Source organism: Actinokineospora sp. NPDC051303, from assembly GCF_055586285.1.
The window spans coordinates 18599-40915 of sequence record NZ_JBVJIN010000034.1 but is presented as its reverse complement, the minus strand read 5'-3'; the positions used below and the strand labels follow the sequence as shown (position 1 = coordinate 40915).

Annotated in this window: 26 protein-coding genes; 16 read left to right on the top strand and 10 right to left on the bottom strand. The window is 69.4% G+C overall.

The genetic code is table 11. The features are described from left to right. Window positions 1-16 precede the first annotated feature (16 nt). Both ACZ6SD_RS23500 and ACZ6SD_RS23495 read left to right on the top strand, forming a co-directional pair. Window positions 17-370, top strand: a complete 354-nt coding sequence (locus ACZ6SD_RS23500; protein ID WP_465319152.1) for a PaaI family thioesterase — start codon at window positions 17-19, stop codon at window positions 368-370. Between the two features lie 158 nt (window positions 371-528). After that, window positions 529-972, top strand: coding sequence for a hypothetical protein (locus ACZ6SD_RS23495; RefSeq protein ID WP_465319127.1), 444 nt, complete (start codon window positions 529-531; stop codon window positions 970-972). Here ACZ6SD_RS23495 and ACZ6SD_RS23490 read toward each other — a convergent pair. The 4 genes from ACZ6SD_RS23490 to ACZ6SD_RS23475 form a co-directional block, all read right to left on the bottom strand. Further along, window positions 956-1786 carry a helix-turn-helix domain-containing protein gene (locus ACZ6SD_RS23490; RefSeq protein ID WP_465319126.1) on the bottom strand — a complete coding sequence of 277 codons (831 nt, stop codon included), beginning with the start codon at window positions 1784-1786 and terminating at the stop codon, window positions 956-958. The genes ACZ6SD_RS23495 and ACZ6SD_RS23490 overlap by 17 nt on opposite strands. A 45-nt stretch (window positions 1787-1831) precedes the next feature. After that, the gene (locus ACZ6SD_RS23485) at window positions 1832-2095 is read right to left on the bottom strand and encodes a hypothetical protein (protein ID WP_465319125.1); all 264 of its coding nucleotides are present in this window, start codon (window positions 2093-2095) and stop codon (window positions 1832-1834) included. A 92-nt stretch (window positions 2096-2187) separates the two neighbouring features. Further along, window positions 2188-2553, bottom strand: coding sequence for a hypothetical protein (locus tag ACZ6SD_RS23480; RefSeq protein WP_465319124.1), 366 nt, complete (start codon window positions 2551-2553; stop codon window positions 2188-2190). Beyond that, window positions 2550-2765, bottom strand: a complete 216-nt coding sequence (locus ACZ6SD_RS23475) for a hypothetical protein (RefSeq protein WP_465319123.1) — start codon at window positions 2763-2765, stop codon at window positions 2550-2552. The genes ACZ6SD_RS23480 and ACZ6SD_RS23475 overlap by 4 nt, the downstream gene beginning before the upstream one ends. A 345-nt stretch (window positions 2766-3110) precedes the next feature. Here ACZ6SD_RS23475 and ACZ6SD_RS23470 point away from each other — a divergent pair, with 345 nt between their 5' ends. The 6 genes from ACZ6SD_RS23470 to ACZ6SD_RS23445 all read left to right on the top strand — a co-directional run bounded on the left by ACZ6SD_RS23470 (window position 3111) and on the right by ACZ6SD_RS23445 (window position 6414). Then, the gene (locus ACZ6SD_RS23470) at window positions 3111-3920 is read left to right on the top strand and encodes a helix-turn-helix domain-containing protein (protein ID WP_465319122.1); all 810 of its coding nucleotides are present in this window, start codon (window positions 3111-3113) and stop codon (window positions 3918-3920) included. A gap of 11 nt (window positions 3921-3931) precedes the next feature. Further along, window positions 3932-4105, top strand: coding sequence for a DUF397 domain-containing protein (locus ACZ6SD_RS23465; RefSeq protein ID WP_465319121.1), 174 nt, complete (start codon window positions 3932-3934; stop codon window positions 4103-4105). 265 nt (window positions 4106-4370) lie between these two features. Continuing rightward, window positions 4371-5000, top strand: a complete 630-nt coding sequence (locus ACZ6SD_RS23460) for a NucA/NucB deoxyribonuclease domain-containing protein (protein WP_465319120.1) — start codon at window positions 4371-4373, stop codon at window positions 4998-5000. A gap of 9 nt (window positions 5001-5009) precedes the next feature. Then, window positions 5010-5444 carry a hypothetical protein gene (locus ACZ6SD_RS23455; protein WP_465319119.1) on the top strand — a complete coding sequence of 145 codons (435 nt, stop codon included), beginning with the start codon at window positions 5010-5012 and terminating at the stop codon, window positions 5442-5444. A 163-nt stretch (window positions 5445-5607) separates the two neighbouring features. Further along, entirely contained in the window at window positions 5608-5781 is a 174-nt protein-coding gene (locus ACZ6SD_RS23450) for a DUF397 domain-containing protein (RefSeq protein ID WP_465319118.1), read from the top strand. A 204-nt stretch (window positions 5782-5985) separates the two neighbouring features. Next, window positions 5986-6414: an Imm1 family immunity protein gene (locus ACZ6SD_RS23445; protein WP_465319117.1), complete on the top strand. Its 429-nt coding sequence runs from the start codon at window positions 5986-5988 to the stop codon at window positions 6412-6414. An 85-nt stretch (window positions 6415-6499) separates the two neighbouring features. Here ACZ6SD_RS23445 and ACZ6SD_RS23440 read toward each other — a convergent pair whose 3' ends face one another. The 4 genes from ACZ6SD_RS23440 to ACZ6SD_RS23425 form a co-directional block, all read right to left on the bottom strand. After that, window positions 6500-7870: an MFS transporter gene (locus ACZ6SD_RS23440; protein ID WP_465319116.1), complete on the bottom strand. Its 1371-nt coding sequence runs from the start codon at window positions 7868-7870 to the stop codon at window positions 6500-6502. Between the two features lie 150 nt (window positions 7871-8020). Further along, window positions 8021-8161 (bottom strand): hypothetical protein, encoded by a 141-nt coding sequence (locus ACZ6SD_RS23435; protein ID WP_465319115.1) that lies wholly within the window; start codon window positions 8159-8161, stop codon window positions 8021-8023. An 11-nt stretch (window positions 8162-8172) separates the two neighbouring features. Further along, entirely contained in the window at window positions 8173-9384 is a 1212-nt protein-coding gene (locus ACZ6SD_RS23430; protein ID WP_465319114.1) for a cytochrome P450, read from the bottom strand. Between the two features lie 151 nt (window positions 9385-9535). Continuing rightward, window positions 9536-10555: a ketoacyl-ACP synthase III family protein gene (locus ACZ6SD_RS23425; RefSeq protein WP_465319113.1), complete on the bottom strand. Its 1020-nt coding sequence runs from the start codon at window positions 10553-10555 to the stop codon at window positions 9536-9538. Window positions 10556-10769: 214 nt separating this feature from the next. On the opposite strand from ACZ6SD_RS23425, the gene ACZ6SD_RS23420 reads away from it, so the two are divergent. After that, window positions 10770-12185 carry an MFS transporter gene (locus tag ACZ6SD_RS23420; protein ID WP_465319112.1) on the top strand — a complete coding sequence of 472 codons (1416 nt, stop codon included), beginning with the start codon at window positions 10770-10772 and terminating at the stop codon, window positions 12183-12185. A gap of 18 nt (window positions 12186-12203) precedes the next feature. After that, the gene (locus ACZ6SD_RS23415; protein ID WP_465319111.1) at window positions 12204-13595 is read left to right on the top strand and encodes a phenylacetate--CoA ligase family protein; all 1392 of its coding nucleotides are present in this window, start codon (window positions 12204-12206) and stop codon (window positions 13593-13595) included. A 6-nt stretch (window positions 13596-13601) separates the two neighbouring features. Here the strand turns inward: ACZ6SD_RS23415 and ACZ6SD_RS23410 are convergent, their stop codons facing one another. Together ACZ6SD_RS23410 and ACZ6SD_RS23405 are read right to left on the bottom strand one after the other, a co-directional pair. Further along, on the bottom strand, window positions 13602-14063 hold the full coding sequence (locus ACZ6SD_RS23410; RefSeq protein WP_465319110.1) for a MarR family winged helix-turn-helix transcriptional regulator: 462 nt from the start codon (window positions 14061-14063) through the stop codon (window positions 13602-13604). A gap of 178 nt (window positions 14064-14241) precedes the next feature. Beyond that, complete coding sequence (locus tag ACZ6SD_RS23405; RefSeq protein ID WP_465319109.1) at window positions 14242-14700, bottom strand: MarR family winged helix-turn-helix transcriptional regulator; 459 nt, start codon at window positions 14698-14700, stop codon at window positions 14242-14244. A gap of 236 nt (window positions 14701-14936) precedes the next feature. On the opposite strand from ACZ6SD_RS23405, the gene ACZ6SD_RS23400 reads away from it, so the two are divergent. From ACZ6SD_RS23400 to ACZ6SD_RS23375, 6 genes are all read left to right on the top strand, one after another. Continuing rightward, window positions 14937-16571 (top strand): FAD-dependent monooxygenase, encoded by a 1635-nt coding sequence (locus ACZ6SD_RS23400; RefSeq protein ID WP_465319108.1) that lies wholly within the window; start codon window positions 14937-14939, stop codon window positions 16569-16571. A gap of 416 nt (window positions 16572-16987) precedes the next feature. Further along, window positions 16988-17860, top strand: coding sequence for an AfsA-related hotdog domain-containing protein (locus tag ACZ6SD_RS23395; RefSeq protein WP_465319107.1), 873 nt, complete (start codon window positions 16988-16990; stop codon window positions 17858-17860). A 4-nt stretch (window positions 17861-17864) separates the two neighbouring features. Beyond that, window positions 17865-18569, top strand: a complete 705-nt coding sequence (locus tag ACZ6SD_RS23390; protein ID WP_465319106.1) for an HAD-IB family hydrolase — start codon at window positions 17865-17867, stop codon at window positions 18567-18569. A gap of 5 nt (window positions 18570-18574) precedes the next feature. Next, a complete protein-coding gene (locus ACZ6SD_RS23385; RefSeq protein ID WP_465319151.1) occupies window positions 18575-20284 on the top strand; it encodes an acetyl-CoA carboxylase carboxyltransferase subunit alpha in 1710 nt (569 codons plus the stop codon). Window positions 20285-20286: 2 nt separating this feature from the next. Next, window positions 20287-20835 carry an acetyl-CoA carboxylase biotin carboxyl carrier protein gene (locus ACZ6SD_RS23380; RefSeq protein WP_465319105.1) on the top strand — a complete coding sequence of 183 codons (549 nt, stop codon included), beginning with the start codon at window positions 20287-20289 and terminating at the stop codon, window positions 20833-20835. A gap of 13 nt (window positions 20836-20848) precedes the next feature. Next, entirely contained in the window at window positions 20849-22225 is a 1377-nt protein-coding gene (locus ACZ6SD_RS23375; protein WP_465319104.1) for an acetyl-CoA carboxylase biotin carboxylase subunit, read from the top strand. Window positions 22226-22317 lie beyond the last annotated feature (92 nt).

Genomic DNA, 22317 nt, shown 5'->3' with positions numbered 1-22317 from the left:
GCTTCCCTTCGCGCGGATGCTGGGCGTGCGGCTGGTCGTGGCGACCCGCGAGGAGGTGCGGGCCGAGCTGGACTGGGCGCCGGAGCGGTGCACGGTGAAGTCGGTGATGCACGGCGGCGCGCTCATGGGCTTGGCCGACACCGTGGGCGGCGTGCTGGCGTACCTGAACCTGCCGCCGGGCGCGCAGACCTCGACCGTGGAGTCGAAGACGAACTTCCTGCGCGCCGTGCGGTCCGGGACTGTCACCGCCATCGCCCGCCCGCTGCACGTGGGCGCCCAGTTCATCGTCGCCCAGACCGATTTGCTGGACGACACGGGCACGCTCGTCGCCCAGACGACGCAGACCCAAGCGGTCCTCCCGCCTCGTTAATACCACTCTGCTGAGGGCTGTCAGAACCCTGACACGTGCCTGTAGGCTGACAGAACCCTGACACCGGGCTGACGGCGCGGGCCGATTACCCGTCAGGTAATGGCTTTCCGGCGGCAGACCCGCCACAGTTGACCCAACGCGCTACCGAAGGAGATACCGTGACCACGACCGCACACGGCGCCTCGCGCCTGTCCGACAGCAGCGCCGCGGGCACGTCCGCCGTGACCCTGCTCCGCCGCTTCCTCGCGCTCGACGCCGTCGTCACCACCGGCAACGGCCTGCTCTACCTGGCGTTCTCGACGTGGGCGGGCGACCTGCTCGGCGTGTCCTCCACGGCCCTGGTCGGCATCGGCGCGTTCCTGACCGTGTTCGGCCTCGGCGTCGCCGCGCTGGCCGTGAGCAAGAACCCCTCGCGCGGCGGCACCACCTTCGTCATCGACGCGAACTTCCTGTGGGCGGCGGCCAGCATCGTGGTCGCGCTGTTCGGCCTGATGGGCGCCAACACCATCGGCACCGTGTGGACGATCATGCAGGCGGGCACCGTCGCCGGTTTCGCCGCGCTGCAGATGTTCGCCCTGAAGAAGCTCAAGAGCGCCGAGTAAATCGTTCCCCACGTGAGGCCGCCGTCGCTTCGACGGCGGCCTTCACGGCGTCCGCGGTCGCCTGATCCGCGGGGAGGAACGTCTCGATGGCCAACTCCGACACTGTGACGTCCAACGGCGTGTTGAACGTCGTCGCCGTGGTGACGAACGACAGCACGGCGCCCGCGAACTCCAGCTGAAACGGCAGCGCCACCGCCACAGTCGGCCCCGGCCCGTCCCCGGGCAGGCCGGGAACCAGGGGATAGGCGCTCACCTCGTCGTACAGCTCGCGCAGCGGGTCGGTGGGCCGGTTCGCGAGCTGGCGCTCCACCCGGTCGAGCAGATGCTCCCGCCAGGCGGGGAAATCGACCACCCGCGGCGCCAGCCCCTCGGGGTGCAGCCCGACGCGAAGCAGGTTGAGCGGCGGCGCCAGAAGGTGCTCGGCCACCCCCGCCAGCATGATCCGCCGCACCCCCTCATTGGCGGCCACCACCTCGTACGTCCCGTCGAACACCAGCGCGGGAAACGGCGCGTAGGCGTCGAGCAGCCGCTCGATACCCGCCCGAACCGTCGACATCTCCGGCGAGTCCAACGGCAGCTCGGAGTACACCGGCGCATACCCAGCGGCCAACAGCAGCGCGTTGCGGTGCCGCACCGGGACGTCGAGTCGCTCGGCCAGCTTGATGACCATCGCCTGACTCGGCTTGCTGCGCCCGGTTTCCACGAAGCTCAGATGCCGAGCGGAGCTGTCCGCGGCCAGGGCGAGGTCGAGCTGGCTCATCCGCCGCCGCTCCCGCCACTGCCGCAGCAGCGGACCTACTCCGGTGGTCTCCACAGGGGCAGGGTACTTCGGGGATCTGCGCTGGGCTGCTCGCCAGGGTTATCGCGGGGCAGGCTCGACGTGGCGGAGTGGCTGGCCGATGACCGCGGTGTGGTGGGTGCGCGGCGGGAGGTCGGCCAATCCTCCTCCAGCGATGAGGGCCGCGTTGTTCCGCATCACGGGCAGCATCTGCTGGAAAATGTCGGTCAGGGTTGTGATGGTTTCCTCGGACAGGGTGACGTAGAGGAGGAACCTCGATCCCGATTCTCCGAAGGTGATATGCAGGGTGTCCTCGAAGACGGAATAGTCGATCGGTCCCGCCATGAGGTCGACGGAGCCTAGGTACGCGCTTGGGTAAGAAGACATGGGGTGGATCCAATCCCGGTGTGGTCGGTTGTGGTGGGGCGGTTGCTCGTCTACTGGTCGGGGGCGTCGTCTTCGGGTGTGGGCGGCTCGCGGTTGTCGAGCCACATGAGGTGGGTCTGGCTGGCTCCTGCCGCGCGGCGGCTGATCTCGAATCGGGCCTGGGCTTTTTCGGCGGTCTCGGACTTCAGGCGGAGGCCGCCTTCGACCGAGGTGATCTCGGCGCGGTCTTCGTAGGCGAGGCCGTAGCCCGCGACGCGGGCGTCTTCCGCGTCGCCGTACTCCTCGACGATGGCGAACAGCCGGGGGGCTTCGTCGGTGGCGAGTTCGCGCATGAGGGTGGCGAACTCGTCCTTGGTCCACAGTGGACGCACTATGGCCTGCGCGGCCTGCGCGGCATGCTCGGTTGGGGCGGTCATGGACTTTTCCTTTCCGTGGTGTGGATCGCGGCAAGGGTGGCGCTGTGGTGGCGGAACCGTCGCCGGGCCCGCCAGCGTGGGGACAGGGGCAGGGATGGCCTGGCGCCTCGGCGTCGCCAGAGCATGAGGGCGATCTGGGCGAGGATGACCGGCGGGCCGACGACGGCCATGTGCTCGAACCAGGTGATGATGCCGCGCTGGACCGGCGTCATCGCGGACTCGTGGGCATACGAGCCTCCCCGGCTCTCGCCGTGGCGGCAACCAAGGGGGCAACCAGTTGCCGAGACTGGGCGCCTAGGCCATCCTGGGGCACTGCGTTCCACCTCACTCTCGGTTCCTTGGATTCCGGGGAAACAGCGGGTCAGCAGCCTGACCCGCCGCCCCGGGCGCCAGTGCGGCGCATCAACATCCGGAGGATGTCGACCACTGGACGCTTGGCAACAATCTACAACCATCAACTGCTACTTGGATACTAGCCAATCGGGGGATGTCACGTTGCGCTGGGTGAGTGCATAATGGCAGTTGACAGCCTGTTGGCTAGCTGGATTGGAGCGATAGTGGCTACGTTGAACCCTGATCGGATCGCGTTGGGCGCGAAGCTGAAGGCGGCGCGCGAGGCCGCGGGCCGGTTGATGGGTGAGATCGAAGAGGAGATGGGCTGGTACAGCGGCAAGCTCGGCCGGGTCGAGGCCGGAGCCCGCGTCCTGGCCCGCGCCGAGGTGGACCGCCTCGCCGAGCTCTACGGCATCGCTGACGAGCGGCCCACCCTGCGCCTGCTCGCCGACGCCGCCCGAAAGCGTGAACCGACGCCAAGAGTGGCCGACTTCGCGCAGACCTACGCCACGCTGCTGCGCGATGCGGCCCGCATCGACTACTACCACGAGGTCTTGATGTTCGGTCCCGCTCAGACCATCGCTTATAGCCGGGCGCTGTTGGCGGCCTCGCGTGCGGGGGACATAGACGCGCGACTCGCGGACAGGATCGCGCGACAGGCGATTCTCACGTCGGACAAGCCGCCCACGGTGCGGATACTTCTGGGTGAAGCTGCCCTCTACCAGCAGGTCGGTGGTCCTGAAGTGCTCCGGGACCAGTTGGAGCACCTGCTGAGGCTCACCCGGTTGCCCAATATCAGCATCCGTATCATGCCCTTCAGCGCGGGCGCCCATCGCGCTCTCGGCGTGGGCTTCACGAATGTGGAGCTGGACAGCCCGGCGATCAGCCGCGTCTACATCGAGGGCATCACCCATGCCACCTACATCCACGAGCCCGAGGAGACAGCGGAGTACGCCGCCGAGTTCGAGCTCATCTGGGCGCACGCGCTTGATGACGAAGAGTCTGCGACGATGCTGCGTGGCGCATCAAATTGACCGGAGGAACTATGAGTGAGACACGGTGGCGCAAGTCGACCCGCAGTGAAGGGGTCAACACCTGCGTCGAGCTGGCCCACACCCTTGCGGCGGTGCGGGACAGCAAGAACCCGACCGGACCGGCACTGCGCGGAATCAACGCGCGTGATCTGGTGCGTGCGGTGAAGGACGGACACCTGGGCTGAGACCCAGAACGGATGCGAGGGAGCCCCGGGACGTGATCCCGGGGGCTCCCTCGCGTCGTGCCGAGCTAGGGAATCCGAGCGTCCGGCACGTCTTTCAGCAGCGTGTCAGAGCCGGGCACGCGGTAGGTGGGCAGCGGCTCGGTGAACCAGCGCTGGTCGACCAAATCGGGTAGTCGTGTCAATACTGCCCGTTACACTCAGGTCGGCTTACGGCGCCCGGCAACCAGGTGGCGCTGACGTGCGCAGGGGCTTGCGAAGGGGGACGATGGGAACTCGGAGCAAGGGCGGCTTACTGCTGCCGGTGGTGGCTATCGTGGCCGTGGTCGGAGTGTTCGGCGTCGACAAGGTGATGGACACCGCGGGCGACCTGTTCGGCGGTGGCGACACGGAGATCATCGGGGCGGGTGACGCGGCATTCATGACGACAGGCGACGCAAAGTCTGAAGTTGAGAATTGCACCACACAGCAGATGGTGGAAAAACGGAAGTGCGCGGTCCCTGTGTTGATTATTGACGCCGGGAAGATGCCGTTCATCGCGCGGAATGTTCGACTTGCCTGGGAAAGCGGTAAGCCGGGCATGTTGCATCGGGAGGAAGATCCGATCAAGCAGAAGGCGAACCGCAGCGCGGCGTGCTCAAAAGCTACCAAGAAATCGATGGCAGGTAGTTGTGATGAATATCCCCTGGCGTCGACAAAAGAAGGCGGAGAAGGGGCGCGCGTTGAAGGTGTTCCCATGGAAGAACAATGCGCGCAAGGGTGGGTTGTGATGGAAACGGCGCGTGTGAACAACATGCGCGACGGCGACCCGTTTGCCGTGAGCATCACCAATCCCGACAAGATCGCTTCACAAGCCTACAGTGGCGGCATGTGGCTGGGAACTCAATTGACCTGCTAGGAGACGACGATGGCTAACCGGTTGCTCGCGCGACTCCCCGTGATACCGTTCTACAACCAAGTCATGATCGGCGACCACAAGGAAACAGCGGTCCCCGAGTGGGACTCGGCCGCCATGGGTAGGGGATTCAGCGCGTCCGACACAAGTGTTCTCGTCTCCACATGCAACGACCAGGACGGGCACGTTATCGTTGACGTCCGGGCAGGAGACGCCACCGAGGAATACGGGCGACTGGTGTTCGACGGAACGCTACGAATTGACTCGCAAACACTTTCAATCGGGTCGGTCACGTCAGAATCAAGCCGTGTCTGGTATTTCCCGCGACCGGGTGAACACCAAGTAAAGATTTACGTCAATCCGTCGATTAAAGCACGTCACGTGACGGTCCTGATTCCAGACTATGACGACCCCGACTTGCCGGGCGAACCCTGGATGTCCGCCTGATCGAACAGCGGCACCCGGTTGGCGACGCCGTGGTCATGGCCGCGCAAGATCACTACGTCGGCGCACTGGTCGGCCTTCCACTCCACTACCGTGCCGACCATCTCCGGTGCCTGCCGGTTCGGGTGGACGAACCCGCGTGGCGCATCGACTGATCGGAGGAACTATGAGTGAGACACGGTGGCGCAAGTCGACCCGCAGTGAAGGGGGCGACAACTGCGTCGAGCTGGCCCACACCCTTGCGGCGGTGCGGGACGGCAAGAACCCGACCGGACCGGCACTGCGCGGAATCAACGCGCGCGACTTGATTCGTGCGGTGAAGGACGGACACCTGGGCTGAGACCCAGAACGGATGCGAGGGAGCCCCCGGGACGTGATCCCGGGGGCTCCCTCGCGTCGGACGGCTACTCGAAGCCGCACTGGCGGTGCTGCCCCCACTCGTCCACGCACACCAGGGCGTGGACGAACTGTGCCAGGCCCTGACAACGGCCAAAGAAGCAATCAGCGTTGCGCATGCGAAGTAACGAGGAACGGGGAAGCCGGGATGACCATGTTCAACGCCTACTATGAGGCCGAAAACGCCAAGACCGGTGTTCCCGTGCGAACGCTTGGCGATGTGAACGCATTTATTGACACATGTCGGGAAATGGCTGGCCGCTACGGCTGTCCCATCGCCGGTCAGTTGCTCGTCGCGGGAGATGTTCGTAAGCCGGAGTTTGTAGCGGGCTTCACTGACGACGACCGCGTGACCCTGTACTACTCCGGGTCGGACTGGCCCGGAGCTTGGTACACCGTCGGTGCCGACCGCGATGACGAAGCGACCACCACCTTCTCGTTGATGAACAGCGACCTTGAGATATCAAACTGGGCACTTCTCCCCCTCGATGCCGTGCGTGAAGCGCTGCGTGAGTACTTCACCAGCGGAGGCAAGCGGCCCACATCCGTTGAATGGAAAGAAGACGATTTCAGCTGAGCAGACAGAAGAATCCTCCTACCCGGGAGCCCGAGTAGGAGGACTTGATCTCAACTGGTCATCTCGTGCTTAATCGCCACCGGAGTCAGGACTTGACGTACTGCTCGACCTCCACGCCCGTGGTGCGGTCTCCGAGGGCCAGGAGAACAGTCACCATCGCCGCGGTGCACGCCGTGATGACGGTGAACAGGGTGCCTGGTCCGTAGGCGGTGAGGACGGGTAGGAGGACGAAGGGGATGGCGGCGGCGCTGAGTCGGGAGAAGGAGTACGCCATGCCCGCGGCCGTGGTGCGGATTTGCGTTGGGTATTGCTCACCGAGGTAGACATGCGACGCGTTGGCGAAGATGTTGCTTACCAAGGTGTAGCCGATGCCGCAGGCGACCAGCATGGGGACTGAGGTGGCGTAGCCGAAGCCTAGGCCGAACGCGGCCATTGTCATCGCTGACGCGGCCAGGAGGGTTTTGCGTTCAAAGCGGTCCATGAGGGGGACCGACAGCAGGGAGCCGATGGGGTAGCCGATGAACGAGATCGCCACGTAGCCCAGGCTCGCCACGATTCCGTAGCCCTTCGCGGCCATCACCTGGGGCGCCAGGGTGCCGAAGCCGTAGTACGCGGTGACCGACAGGATGCTGAACGTCCACAGCACCAGGGTGCGCTTGCGGTACTGCCGGGCCAAGAGCGCGCCGATACCGGGGCGCTTTCCCTGGGGGACAACGGGAGTGGGGGTGTGGGCTGGGCTGGGGACGCCCGCTTCGGCTTCCATGCGGCGGACGAGGGTGTCGGCTTCGGCGTCGCGGCCCTGGACCGACAGCCAGCGGGGGGACTCGATGAGTTTGCGGCGCAGCACCCAGACGACCGCGGAGCCCAGGGCGCCCAGGACGAACAGGATGCGCCAGCCGTCGACGCCCATGACGGTTTGCGGGGCCAGCCAGAGGGCGGCGAAGCCGACGGCGGGGACGCCGCAGAAACCGGCTGTGTAAGCCCAGGCCAGGTAGCGGCCGCGTTTGTTCGCGGGAAGCATTTCGGCCAGGTAGCTGTCGGACAGGGCGTTTTCGGCACCGATGCCGACGCCCGCGAGGAAGCGGGTGGCGATGAGCCACATCGCGTTGGGGGAGAACGCGCCCAGCAGGGTGAAGAACGAGTAAATGCCCAGGTTGAGCATGAACGCGGCGCGCCTGCCGTAGCGGTCGGCGAACCTGCCGAGCACGATCGAGCCGACGAACTGGCCGACGAACGCCGAGGCCAGCACCAGCTTGAGTTCCGCGCCGCCGAAGGCGAAGTCCGCCTGCAGCACCTTGGCGATCGTGCCCGACAGGTTGCTGTCGAAGAAGTCGAAGAACAGCCCGATGCCGACCACGAGGGTCAGGTGCCGGTGGGTCCGGCCGACCGGCAGCCGTTCCATCCGGTCGCCGATGGTCGTGGCCCCGTCTCGGGGTGGGGCAAGGGTTTCCGACATCACTAGTCTCCGTTCGGCCCAGGGGGGAGCGGAGAAGCGCAGGGCGCGAGCCAGACCGGTGGGAGCGCCTGGCTCTCCTTTTGGCGTTCAGGGAGGCCAGTGTGTCCGGTCGGTCTGATCGGCCGCTGACACCGGATTGACCCGGGTGGATCACCAGCGGGGCATGAGGTCCGGGCAGCGCAACGCGTCGGGGACCGGCTCGGTGTCCACGTCGACGCCGAGCGGCCCCGGGGCGCCGAGGACGTCGAACGGCGGCGCTGGCGTCGCGTCCGGTTCGGCGCTGTGGGTCATGGTTCCCCCGGTTACTCGGTGATGTTCGCGAAGCGGACGAACATCCGCTCCGGGCCGCGCAGGTTGACGTGCGGACGGTACGTCAACAGGCTCTCGTCCAGCTCCGGGGACTCCACCCGGCGGGCGAACTCGGCCAGCGCGACCGAGGCTTCCAGCCGGGCCAAGCCCGCGCCGACGCAGAAGTGCGGGCCAGCGGCGAAGGCGAGGTGGTGGTTTCCGGCGCGGCCCAGGACGAAGCGGTCGGGGTCGGCGAACGCGGCCGGGTCGCGGTTGGCGGCGGCGAGCAGCAGCATGATCACGCCGTCGGTCGGGACCGGCACGCCGTCGATGTCCATGTCGCGGCGGGCGACGCGGGTGACCATCTGGGCCGGGGTGTCGTAGCGCAGCACCTCGTCGACCGCGGCGCCCGCGAGGTCCGGGTTCTCGCGCAGCGCGTGGAGCTGGTCGGGGTGGCGCAGCAGGGCGAGCACGCCGTTGGCGATGAGGTTCGTGGTCGACTCGTAGCCGCCGACGAGCAGCAGCGCGCAGGTGGCCAGCAACTCGGCCTCCGACAGCGCCTCGCCCTCCAACTGGACCAGCCGCGAGAGCAGGTCGTCGCCGGGGCGGTCGCGGCGGAACGCGACCAGATCGGCGAAGTAGGCTCGGAAACCCTCCTTGGCCAGCTCGATGTCGGCGATCACCACCGGGTCGCCCAGGTCGGTGGCCGGGTCGAGGCCGCGCACCAGCCGGTGCGACCAGTCCTGCAGGATGTCGTGGTCGCGGGCGGGCACGCCCAGCAGCTCGTTGATGATCGTCACCGGCAGCACGGTCGCGAGCTGGGAGACGACCTCGATGGCGTTGGCCTCGCCCGCCTTGTCGAACACCTCGCGCACGATCGCGCGCACCCTCGGCTCCAGCCCGGCGACGACGCGCGGGGTGAACGCGCGCGACACCAGGCCGCGCAGCCGGGTGTGGTCGGGGGCGTCCATCGACAGGAACGAGTCCGCGGGCACCTCGTCGGGGGTGTCGCCGAACGTCGCGCCGAGCAGCGAGCGCCGCCGGTCGCTGCTCACCGTGGGGTCGCGCAGCACAGCGGCGCAGTTGCGGTAGTCGCCGACCACGACCAGCGCGCCGTCGAGCTCCGCGCGCGGCGTCGCGCGCAGGCTCGCCAGGACCGGGTACGGGTCCGGGCGGTTGGCCGGGTCGAAGAGAGTCGCGAGAGAGGGTTCCGCCGTGACGGTCATGGTCACCACTTTGCTTCCGTAGTCGTTTCAGGTCAAGCGTTCCCGGTCTGTCGCTCGGGTGCTGTCACAGATTTCGCTACGGTATCAGTGTTCTGTGACTTATCAAGATACTCCAAACGCGGCGTCCGAATGACGCGCCGCTGACACGCGGTCACCAAGCCGGGGGAGCCACGATTTCCAGCACGGCGGCGACGAAATTGAAGCCCACCCCGACGCCGAAGACCAGCACGAGATCGCCGACGGCGACGCCGCCGCGCGCGAGCAGGAAGTCCAGGCCCGCGAACTGGTCGCCCGCGCCGAGATGGCCGACCGCGCGGCCGAACTCCCACACCGACTGCGCCTCGGTGAAGCCCAGCGCGTGGTAGTTCTCCGCCTGCCCGCCGCCGCGGTGGATGAACGGCAGGACCGCGCGGGCGATCTCGTCCTGGTCGACGCCCGCGTCGCTGAGCACCTGGTCGCGGGTCTTGAGCATGGCCGCTTCGATCCGCTCCCAGCCGCCCGCCGCCGCGGGGGTCTGCGAATGCTGCAAAAGCCTGCGCAGCACCGGAACCGGCGCCTCGGCGCCCGGGGCGAACCGGAACGGCTCGCTGCCGCGGCCGAAGCCCTCCAGCGAGTTGTCCGCGTGCGCCGCGGTGGCGAGGACCCGGGCGACGCCGCCGCGGGTGGACAGGGCGAGCGCGGTGCCGCCGTCGCCGAAGAGGGTGTACATCTGCGAGTTCCACCGGTCGAAGGCGGGCGCGGCGAAGGCGTCGCCGGTGGTGAGCAGGGCCGTGGACCCGAACCCGCTTTCCAGATACGCGGTGGCCAGGTGGAAGGCGGCCATGCCGCCGCACGAGCGCTGCTGCACGTCCATCGACACCGCCTGCGCGCCAACGGTCTCGTTCGCGACGTAGCTCGCCGTGCCCCACATGTCCAGGCCCTGAAACCACAGGCTGCTGTGCAGCAGCAGTTCGTACTCCGCCGCGGCGATGCCCGACCGCGCGACCGCGGCCCGACCGGCCGAGACCGCCATTTCCGGGCCCGCCACCCCATCGGCGACGGTGATCGAGTCGTAGCCGAGGCCGGTGTGCAGGTCGTCCACGAGACCGGCCGCCTCCGCTTCGGCCACGTCGACGGCGGGCGGCAGCGCGGTCGCGGTGCTCGCGACGAAGATTTCTTTTGTGCAGCGCACGGTGAACACCTCTCGCTCAAGTCGGGAATCCGGCTTGGGATATGGGTCTGGTCCGTTTCGCGCACAATGTCAATGCCGCCGCTGATAGCCCATTGACCGCTGCCTGACGGCGCCGCGCCGCCACCGCGCGCGTCGTCAGAGCACCGTCAGGCCGGTGTCAGGGCGCGCCGGTTGACTGCGGCCACCATAGTGCCTGAACAGGGAGGCGGACGCCGTGGCGACGCACGCGGAACCGGTGTCCGAGACCATTTCGGCGCCCGCTTCTCCAGCCCGCTGGGGAATGCTGTTGGTGCTGCTTTCCTGTGATTTCATGGTCACGCTCGACTTTTTCGTCGCCAATGTCGCGATTCCCTCGATCCAGCGCGATCTCGGCGCTGGCCACGCGCAGGTCCAGTTCGTCGTCGTCGGCTACGGCCTGGCCTACGCCGCGGGCTTGATCACCTGGGGCAGACTCGGCGACATCCACGGCCGCAGACGGCTGTTCGCGCTGGGGCTCGGCCTGTTCACCGCGGCCTCGGTCGCCTGCGGCCTCGCGCCGACGGCGCCGCTGCTGGTGCTCGCCCGGATCGGGCAGGGGCTGGCGGCGGGTGTGATGGCCCCGCAGGTCCTGGCCATCCTCGGCACCGGTTTCACCGGCGCGCGCCGGGCCAAGGTGTTCGCGATCGCGGGGCTGAGCAAGGGCGTCGCCGCGGTGTTCGGCCAGCTCATCGGCGGTTTGCTGATCGCGGCGGACGCGGGCGGCCTTGGCTGGCGGCTGTGCTTCCTGGTCAACTTGCCGATCGGCGTCGCCGCGCTGGCCATGACCACGCGCGTGGTGCCGGAGTCCCGCGCGGGCGGGTCGACTCGGCTCGACGGCCGCGGCGCGGTCCTGGTCGCGCTCGGCCTGGTGGCCCTGGTCCTGCCGCTGGTCGAGGGCCGGGAGCGCGGCTGGCCGGTCTGGTCCTGGGTGAGCCTGGCCGCCGCCGCGGCGCTGCTCGCGTCGTTCGTGACCCGGCAGCGGCGGCTGACCGCGCTCGGCGGCACGCCCCTGGTCGACACGAACCTGTTCCGGGACAAGGCTTTCACCCTCGGCACGATCATCACGACCCTGTTCTACGCCGCCATGGGCGCGTTCCTGCTCGTGCTCGCGGTGTATCTACAGGATGGTCTAGGTCTGAGCCCGGTGGAGTCCGGCCTGCTCTACACCGTCATCGGCGCGGGCTTCTTCGCGATGACCCTGCGCGGCCCGGCGATCTTCGCCCGCATCGGGCCCAGGCTCGTCGTGCTGGGCGCGCTTGTGCTGGCCGCGGGCTGGGCCGCGCTGGCGCTGACTGCGACCGCGGGCGTGCTCGCGCTGCTTCCGGCGCTGCTGGCCTGCGGGCTGGGCATGGGCATGGTGATGAGCCAGCTGACCGCGATGACCATCGCCGCGGTGCCCGCCCGGCGCGCGGGCGCGGCGTCCGGGGTGCTCAACACCGCCGTGCAGGTCGGCAGCGCGGTCGGCGTCGCGCTGGTCGGCATCGTCTTCTACGGCTCGCTGAGCGGTGGTTACCCGGGCGCGCTGGCGGCGAGCCTGGTCGGCCTGGTCGCGCTCGGCCTCGTTCTCGCCGCACTGGCGCGGCGGCTGCCCCATCCGTCCACCGCAAACTGACAAGTGAGGTCGCACCCCATGACGGAAATCTATGCGGCGAAAACCTATGACGAGGCACGGCAGCCGCATCTGCGGGCGGTGTTGTCGCGGATGAGCGCGGAGGCCGAGAAGCTGACCTGGCCGCTGGAGAAGCTGCACGAGTTGCGCGACGAGCGGCTGCGCGCGCTGGTGCGCCACGCCAAGGAGAACTCGCCCTGGCACCGGGAACGGCTCGCCGACGTCGAGGTGGAGGGTCTCACCGGGGACGACATCCGGCACCTGCCGACGATGAACAAGGCCGACGTGATGGCCAACTGGGACGAGATCGTCACCGACAAGCGGCTCAACCTCAAGGTGGCGCAGGCGCATCTGGACAAGGTCACCGAGCACGGCCCCGAGTACCTGTTCGATGAGTTCCACATCGTCACCACCGGCGGCTCGTCCGGCCTGACCGGACTGTTCCCGTGGGACTTCGACGGCTGGCTGGAGGCGGGCCTCGGCTCGTGGCGGCTGATGCCGTGGGTGGTCAAGAACCTCGACCTGTCCCCGCCGCGCGGCGCGTTCGTCGGCGCCGCGCACGCCTCGCACATGTCCGACGCCATCCGGGCCACCTTCGACACCGGCGACGCGAGCTGCAAGGTGCCGGTCACCCTGCCGCTCAACGAGATTGTGGCCGCGCTCAACGCCTTCCAGCCCAACCAGATCCTGGCGTACCCGTCGATCCTGTGGCGGCTGGCGCTTGAGCAGCAGGAGGGGCGCCTGGATATCAAGCCCGAGGTGATGCTGGGCGGCGCGGAGCCGCTGTTCCCGCACATGCGCGAGACGATCGAGAACGCGTTCGGCGCCCCGGTTGTCGACTTCTACGGCACCTCGGAGACCTGGATGCTGGCCAGCTCCATGCCCGGCCGCCCGGAGTTGCACCTGGGGGAGGACCTGGCCGTCTACGAGCCGGTCGACGCTGGCCACGCCCCGGTCCCCGCAGGTGTGCCCGCGGCGAAACTGCTGGTCACCAACGTGATCAACAAGGTGTTCCCGCTGATCCGCTACGAGATCGCCGACGAGGTGCTGTTCCTGGACGAGCCGAACCCGGGGCCGTGGACGGGCCGTCGGATCGCCCCGGTGTCCGGCCGCCACGACGACGTGTTCGAGTACCCGAACGGCGTTTACGTGCACCCGTACGTGTTCTGGACGCCGCTGTGGGACTCCCGGATCGCCCAGTACCAGGTGCGTCAGACCGCCGACGGCGCGGACATCACCGTGGAGCTGCGCGAGCGGTGCGACCTCGCCCCGATCAAGGCGGCGCTGGTCGCGGCGATGCGCGAGGCGGGCCACCCCGGTCCGGTGGTCGACATCGCCGCGGTGGACCGCATTCCGCGCAACCCGGTCTCCGGCAAAATCAAGTCCTTTGTGTCCCTTCCAAAGGGACAGTGAGACGACTCATGTCTCGGTCTGGTCGAAGGCGGTGACGACGCGGCGCAGATAGTCCCGGAGCTGGCGGCGCTCGTTGGGCCGCAGGGCCGCGGTGAGCCGCTCGTCCGCGGCCTTGGTCAGCGTCTCGGCCCGGCGCAGCAGGGCCCAGCCCTCGCCGCTCAGCTTCGCCAGCAGGACCCGCTCGTGCACCTGGGACGGCGTGCGCTCGACCAGGTTGCGGGCGGTCAGCTTGGCCAGGATCGCGGCCATGCTCTGCGGGGTGACCAGGCACAGCCGGGCCAGGTGCGCGCCGGACAGCTCGGGCGAGTCGGCCAGGAGGAGCAGGGTCGTGTACTGGCGCACGGTCAGGCCGGTCTCGCGCAGCAACTCCGCTGTCGCGCCGGACAGGGCGTGGTCGGCGCCGCGGATCATCGCGGCGATCTCGTGGATGCCCACCTGCTGATCTCGGCTGGGGAGTCCGGCTGACACGTGTCCCCCTAGTGCGTCAGATGGCCATGGCGATCCTGGCCCGGGGCAAGATCGCGGAAATAGTAGCAGAGGTCTTGTCGGTATCAGTACTCGTATACACATGTTTGCTGGTCGGCGGCGGAAACGAAACCGGCCGCACCCCTGCTGGGTGCGGCCGGTATGCCGTGTCGGGCGCGGTTTACTCGTCGACCAACACCTTGATCGCGCGTTCCAGCAGTTCGGTGAGCGTTCGGCGCTCGTCGTCGGTGAACTCGGCGGAGAGCCGCTCCTCGACCGCGTGCGCCTTGACGTCGGCGCGCTTGAGCAGCGCGCTGCCCGCGCGGGTGAGCTTGGTGACGAACACCTTCTGGTGCACGCTCGACGGGCTGCGGGTGATCAGCCCCTTGGCTTCCAGGTTGGACAGCACGGTGGCCATCGTCTGCGGGGTGACCGCGCAGATGCGGGCGAGTTGCGCGCCCGACGCGCCGGGCAGGTAGGACAGCACGAGCAGGCCGCTGTACTGCGGGACGGTCAGCTCGAACGGGCGGAGGGCCGCGCTCTTGGCCGACATGAGGGCCTGCTCGGCGCGCTTGATCACATGGCCGGGGCGTCGGGCGATCTCGGCCTCCAGGCCCGCCATGCCAGAACGTGTAGTCAAGTCAGCCTCCTGTGGTGCAATCGAATCATGATATGCCCGCTGGCGTCGCAAGACAAACGATCGCCTGCGAGTCGACCGCGTTGAACCGTTCGGCGGACAGCGTTCAGCCTAGCCCCAAAGGGCAGCACGCAAAGTGTTCCCCTGACCACCGATGTCCGGGTAAGGTCCCTCATCTGAGTAAGGAAACTGATACGGCTCCCCGTCGACAGTGGTTGCCGGGCAACCGAAGGAAGCTCATGACCGCTCAGTCGGAGTCGGCCGCCGAGGCAGGCGGGCTGCCAGTGCTCGTGGTGGGGGCGGGCCCGGTCGGCCTCACCGCCGCCGCCGAACTGCTGCGCAGGAACGTCCCGGTCCGCTGTGTCGACGCGGCCGACGGGCAGTACCCGCACACCCGGTCGCTGGCCGCGTGGCCGCGGCTGCTGGAGATCCTGCGCGGGCTCGGCGTCGACCTGCGCGACCCGGCGCTGGGCCACCCCTGCGGCGGCCTGCGCTACTTCTCGGCCACCCGCCCGGTGCTGTCGCTGGACTTCCGCGCGCACACCCGCCCGATGATCGTCGGCCAGCCCGCCGTCGAGCGGCTGCTGCTGGCCGCGGTCGCCGCCCGGGGCGGCGCGGTCGAGTGGCGCACCCGGCTGGTCGGACTGGAGCAGGGCGAGCACCGGGTGCGGGCCCGATTATCCGGGCCGGACGGCGGGACCGAGTGCGCCGAGTTCGCCTATGTCGTCGGAGCCGACGGCGCGGGCAGCACGGTTCGCAAACTGCTCGGCATCCCGTTCGACGGCATCACCTACCCGATCGACTTCCTGCTCGCCGACGTCCGCCTGCGCGGCGACAATCGCGTCCTGGACGCGGACAAGGCGTATTACTACGTTTCCGACCACGGCATCCTGGCCCTCATCGGCATGCCGCACGGGCGTTTCCGCGTGTTCACCTCCGCGCCGCCCGGACTCGACCGCGCCGGGTTCGGCGCCGACCCCGACCGCGCCATCGGCGTGGTCCAGCGGCTGCTCGACGAGCGCGGTCCTGGCGGGCTCACCGCGACCGACCCGGTGTGGTGCAGCGCGTTCGCCGTGCACGCCCGCCACGCGGGCAGACTGCGCGCGGGCCGGGTCTTCCTGGCTGGCGACGCCGCGCACGTGCACAGCCCGGCTGGCGGGCAGGGGCTCAACACCGGCGTCGGCGACGCGCACAACCTGGCCTGGAAGCTGGCGATGGTCTGGCGCGGCCGGGCCGTGTCCGCGCTGCTGGACACCTACGAGCCGGAGCGCCGCGCCGCGGTGGCCGCCGTGGTGCGCGACGCGGACCTGCAGACCAAGGCGTGGCTGCTGCGCCACCGCGGCCTTCGGGTGGCCCGCGACCTCGCCGCCCGCGCCGTCTCGGCCATCCGGCTCGCCGACTTCGGTTACCTGCCCCGGCTCGCGGGCCTGCGGGTGCGCTATCCGGCGGACTCACGCGCGCGCTGGTCGCCCTATCGGCCGGGCGCGCTGGCGCCCGGGTGGCCGGTGCTGGTGGACGGGGCGACCGTGCCGCTGCGGGAGGCGCTGGACCCGGGCCGCTTCACGCTGCTGATCGACCGCCGCGGGCGCGTGCCCGGCTCGGCGTTGCGCGAGTTGGCCGATCGCGTCGCCGCCGAGTGGTCGAGCGAGGTCGACGTCCGCACGCTGTACGACGGCGAACTCCGATCTGGACTGTCCGAACAGGACGGTGGGCGCGGCGGTCGGCCCGCGACGCTGGTGCTCATCCGTCCGGATCACCATGTGCTGGACCAGGCCGCGGAACGGCACGCGTACGTCCTACGGAAACGGCTGGAAACGCTGCTGTGCCAAGGCGTCGGCAGGCGGGCCGAGTCCGGCCAGCGGGCGCCTCGGTAGCCACCGGGCCGTTCGGGCGTCATTGCCGCGTCAGTATTTCGTCAGTGCTCAACGATTTGTTAATCATTGTGCTCGTCCGATGTCATGAATACCGACGGCGCTGCGGCCGAATGCCCGAAACGCTGCGCCTTTTGGCGGGAAGGTCCGATGTTAGACATTTCCGAGACCGGCGCTTATCGCGTCCAGCGGCAAGATTTCGACGTCGCTCGAAACGCGAAAAACGTTACGCCCCAACGTATCTAGCTATTCATCGGGCATAGTGGTCCAGTCCTTGACTTCGAGAGTGGATAGTAGACATCATGCTGCTGGGGATAGACCGCCCGCTGTTGACTTCGAGTTCTGATGCGACTCAACACATTGGCATCGCACTCGGATTGCCTGGACGCCACCGCTTCGCACGTGACAAGGGGACAACCATGGACGCAGAGTTCCTCGACACCACCTACCTGGTGGGTGACCGGTTCGCCGCCTTCGCGGCGAAGGACCGCGTCGAGACCGTGAACCGGTTCATCGGCTACGTGCGCAGCGGGTTGTGTGACGGTTTAGCCGAGCCGGTCAGACTCATGGCGGGCCAGGGAGTGGACGAGTCGGACTGGGACACCGTCCGCGCCGAGCTGTCGCGGCGCGGACTGCTCGACCGGTTCCTGCTCCCCACCCGCCTGCCCGCCGTCGTCCCCGCCGCCGACGTGCACAAGCGTCGCGAAGAGAACGTCCTGCTCGCCGACGTCGAGCGCCGCGGCCCGATGACCCTCGCCGCCCGGCTGCGCCTGTCCGACCGCAACGAACTCGTCACCGACCACGTGACCGGCCAACACCTGTCCGGCATGGTGGTCATCGAGGCTGGGCGGCAGTCCATCCTGGCGGCCACCAAAGCCTTTGTGTTCACCGATCCCACCGAAGGCGCTGTCGGGTCCGGCCTTGCCGAGTCCGACTTCGCTATGGTGCTTGGCTCGCTGAACGTGGCCTTCGAGCGCTATGTGTTCCCGATCGCCGCCGAGCTGGTGGTCGAGCTGGTCAAGCTCGCGACCTCCAAGCCCGCGCGAATGGAGTTCACCGCCGAGGTCGTGGTGACCCAGTGCGGCGAGGTCGCCGCCCGCTTGGCCGCCGAGTTCCAGATCGTGCGCGCCCGCGGCCTGGCCCGCCAGGAGGAAACGCTGGCCGCGCGCGCGATCGAGGCGCACACCGCGGCCGAACGCGACCACGCCCCGGTCTCCCCGCCCACCGCCACGCGCGTGTGCGCGGCCACGGCCAGCCTGCGCTCGCCCGCGCGGGTCGGCCTGAGCTCCTGAGCCGATGGGCGCCCGCGGCGCGGCGTTCTTCGACGTCGACGAAACCCTGATCACGCTCAACAGCTGTATCGACTTCCTGGATTACCGGATGCACCGGTCCCGCGATCCCCGCACGAACGCGTGGCGGCTGCTCGCCCCGGTCGTCGGCCTGGACCGCGTCGAGGCCAACCGCGCGTACTTCCGGCTCTACGCCGGGCTTTCCGTCGCGTCCGTCGCCGCGCAGGGGCGGGCGTGGTTCGCCGAGGTTCGCGACCGGCTGTTCCACCAGCCGGTGCTGGCCGAGTTGCGCGCGCGCCTCGCGGGCGGCGACCGGGTCGTGCTGGTCTCCGGGGCGTTTCCCGCGTGCCTGGACCCGATCGCCGCCGCGGTCGGCGCGTCGGACGTGCTCTGTTCGCTGCCGGTCGTCGCCGACGGCCACTACACCGGGGAGACCGAGCGCACGATGATCGGCCCGGCGAAGGCCACTGCGGTGCGGGCATACCTTGCCGCGCACCGGATCGACGCGGCCGACTGCCACGCCTACGGCGACCACGCCTCGGACCTGCCGATGCTCGGCGTCGTCGGGACCCCGGTCGTGGTCGGCGCCGATCCGGTGCTGTCCCCGCTCGCGGTCCGCCGCGGCTGGCGCGCGCTGCCCGGGCCAGCCCCGTACCGCGAGACCGTCGCCCATCACCTGTCCGCTGGAGCACTAGGAGCACCACTGCCATGACCGAGATGCTGGGCCAGACCCGAGCCGAGGTGATCCGGGCGCGGATCGCCGACGTGCCAGTGGGAACGTGGGTCAAGTGCGCGGGCTGCGGCGCCGGGATCTACGGCCCCCGGCTGCGCGAGCACGCCGCGACCTGCCCCGAGTGCGGCCACCACTTCCCGCTGTCGGCGGGGGAGCGGATCGACCTGTTCGCCGACCCGGGCACGTTCACCGAGCACGACGCCGACCTCGCCGCGCTGGACCCGTTGGGATTCACCGACAGCGTGCCCTACCCGGAGCGGGTCGCCGCCGCGGTCCGCAAGACCGGCAGGCAGGACGCGGCGCGCTGGGGGGTGGCCGAGATCAGCGGCCTGCCCGCAGTGCTCGCGGTGCTGGACTTCGGATTCCTGGGCGGCAGCATGGGTTCCGTCGTCGGGGAGAAGGTCAGCCGCGCCGCCGAGCACGCGCTGCGCACCCGGACGCCGCTGGTCGTGTGCTCGGCCTCCGGCGGCGCCCGGATGCAGGAGGGGATCTTCTCCCTGATGCAGATGGCGAAGACCGCCGCGGCGCTGCGCAGGCTGTCCGACGCGGGCGTGCCGTACGTGTCGGTGCTGTGCGATCCGGTGTACGGCGGCGTCAGCGCCTCGTTCGCCAGCCTCGGCGACGTGATCATCGCCGAGCGCGGCGCCCGCGCTGGCTTCGCCGGGCCGACCGTCATCGAGCAGACCATCCGGCAGAAGCTGCCCGCCGGGTTCCAGACCGCCGAGTTCCTGGTGGAGAACGGGCACATCGACGCCGTGGTCGCGCGGACCGAGCTTCGGCGCGCGGTCGGCCGCGTGCTGCGCTGGCACGCCGCGGACGGCGAGCCCGGGACAGCTGAGCCCGCGCCTGCCGAGCCCGCCTGCGGCGAGACCGCTGGCGCGTGGGAGACCGTGCGGCTCGCCCGCGACCCCGGCCGCCCGCATCTGGGCGAGTACATCGCCGGGGTGTTCGACGACTTTGTCGAACTGCGCGGCGACCGGGCCAAAGAGGACGACCCGTCGATCGTCGGCGGCCTCGCGCTGCTCGACGGCGCGCCGGTCGTGGTCGTGGGACACCGCAAGGGCCGGGGCACCGCCGAGGGCGTCGCGCGCAACTTCGGCATGCCGCACCCGGGCGGCTACCGCAAGGCGGCCCGGCTGATGCGCTACGCCGAGCGGTTCGGGATGCCGCTGGTGACCTTCATCGACACCCCGGGCGCGTTCCCCGGAATCCGCGCAGAGCAGGAGAACCAGAGCGGCGCGATCGCCGACAACCTCGCGCTGCTGGCCGGTCTCGCCACCGCCGTGGTGTCCATTGTGGTCGGTGAGGGCGGCAGCGGCGGCGCGCTCGCGCTCGGCGTCGGCGACCGATTGCTGATGCTGTCCAACACGATCTACTCGGTCATCAGCCCGGAGGGCTGCGCGTCGATCCTGTTCCGCGACGCGGGCCGCGCGCCGGAGGCCGCCGCGGCGCTGCGGCTGACCGCCCGGGAACTGCGCGAGTGCGGGATAGCCGACCGGATCGTCCCGGAACCGCCCGGCGGCGCCCACCTCGACCACCCGGGCACGACCCGGGCGGTCAAAAACGCCCTGCGCCAGGAATTGGCCGAACTCCGGCAGATCCCGGTCCGGGTCCTGCTGGACCGCAGGTACCGCAAGCTGCGCGCGGCGGGCAGGTTCGCCGAGAGCAGCACCGACATCAGCGAAAGGCAGTGATCATGTCTCCGTTAGACACCACGGCGCAACTGGCCGAGGTCCCGCGCGGACGGCTTGCCCGACACGTCGAGCCGCCCCCGCACAGCGACGGACCGTCGAGTTTCGAGAGCATCGTGCGGTTCGACAGCGCCCAGGTCGAGGTCGTGCTGGCGGGCGCGGACACGCTGGCGAACATCCTGGCGCGCACCGGCGCCCAGCGGATCGCGGTGTCCGTCGGCGGCATCCAGTGGGAGGTGGAGGCCCCCGCGGGCGCGCCCACGGGAGCTCCGGTCACCCGGGAACCCCTGCCGGAGCGGGAAAGCGAGCCGGTCGGGCACCAGGTGACCGCCCCGCTGGTCGGCGTGTTCTACCAGGCCCCCGGCCCCGGCAAGCCCCCGTTTGTCGAGGTGGGCTCGGCGGTCGTGGCCGGGCAGCAGGTCGCGATCGTGGAGGCGATGAAGATGCTCAACGAGGTCGTCGCCGACCGCGCGGGCGTCATCGGGGCCGTCCTCGCCAGCGACGGCGAGGTGGTCGAGTACGGCCAGCCGCTGTTCCGCATCGACCCGGCCTGAGGGAGTGTCCATTATGGATGGAATCGGGAAGGTCTTGGTGTGCAACCGGGGCGAGATCGCCGTGCGGGTGATCCGCGCGTGCCGCGAGCTGGGCATCCCCAGCGCGGTCGCGTACTCCTCGGCCGACGCCGACTCGCGGGCGGTGCGGCTGGCCGACGAGGCCGTCTGCGTCGGGCCGGGCCCGTCGCCGCGCAGCTACCTCAACGTGCCCGCGCTCGTGCACGCCGCGGGCAAGGTCGGCGCGGACGCGGTGCACCCGGGCTACGGCTTCCTCTCCGAGGACGCCCACTTCGCCCGGGTGTGCGGCGACCTGGGCATCACCTTCATCGGGCCGACCCCCGAGGTGATCACCGCGATGGGCGACAAGACCAACGCCCGCCGCGCGATGGCCGCCGCTGGCCTGCCGGTGCCCCCGGGCAGCGAGGACCCGCTCAGCGGCCCGGCCGAGGCCGCCGAGCGGGCCGCCGAGATCGGCTACCCGGTGATCCTCAAGGCCGCGGCGGGCGGCGGCGGCAAGGGCATGCGCGTCGTGCACCGGCCAGAAGACCTCGCCGACGCGCTCGCCGACGTCCAGCACACCGCCCGCACGATCTTCCTGGACGACCGGGTGTACCTGGAGTCGTTCATCACCGCGGCCCGGCACGTCGAGGTGCAGATCCTCGGCGACCAGCACGGCTCGATCGTGCACCTGGGCGAGCGGGACTGCTCCATTCAGCGCCGCCAGCAGAAGCTGGTCGAGGAATCACCGTCCACTGTGCTCAGTGACGAGATGCGCGAGCGGATGTGCGCGGCCGCGGTGGCGGGCGCGCGGGCGGTCGGCTACTCCAGCGCGGGCACCGTGGAGTTCCTGGTCGACCCGGCTGGTGAGTTCTACTTCATGGAGATGAACAGCCGCATCCAGGTCGAGCACCCGGTGACCGAGGTCCGCAGCGGCGTCGACCTGGTGGCGTGGATGATCCGGGTCGCCGCGGGCGAGCCGCTGGCCTTCGGGCAGGACGACATCGCCATGAGCGGCCACGCGATCGAGTGCCGGATCAACTCCGAGGACGCGGCCAACGGCTGGGCTGGCTCGTTCGGCACGCTGGAGCGGTTCGTCCCGCCCGCTGGCCCCGGTGTCCGGGTCGACACCCACGGGTTCCCCGGCTACCGCATCCCGCCGTACTACGACTCGCTGCTGGCCAAGGTGATCGTGCACGCGGATACCCGCGCCGAGGCGATGGCCAGGATGGACCGGGCGCTGGCCGAGTTCGACTGCGCCGGGGTGTCCACCACGATCGGATTCCACCGGGCGCTGATGGCGCACCCCCGGTTCCAGGCTGGCACGCACCGGCTCGATTTCGTGGAGAACTACCTCACCGCGACGGGAGAATTGAGCGACACCGAACTCTGACCCGTTCCGCCGAATACCGGGCGCGCTCCCCGCGTCCGGTATTCGGCGTTGTGTTATTTCGATGTTTCGGGGGTGGAAAAGAAAGAGCCCCG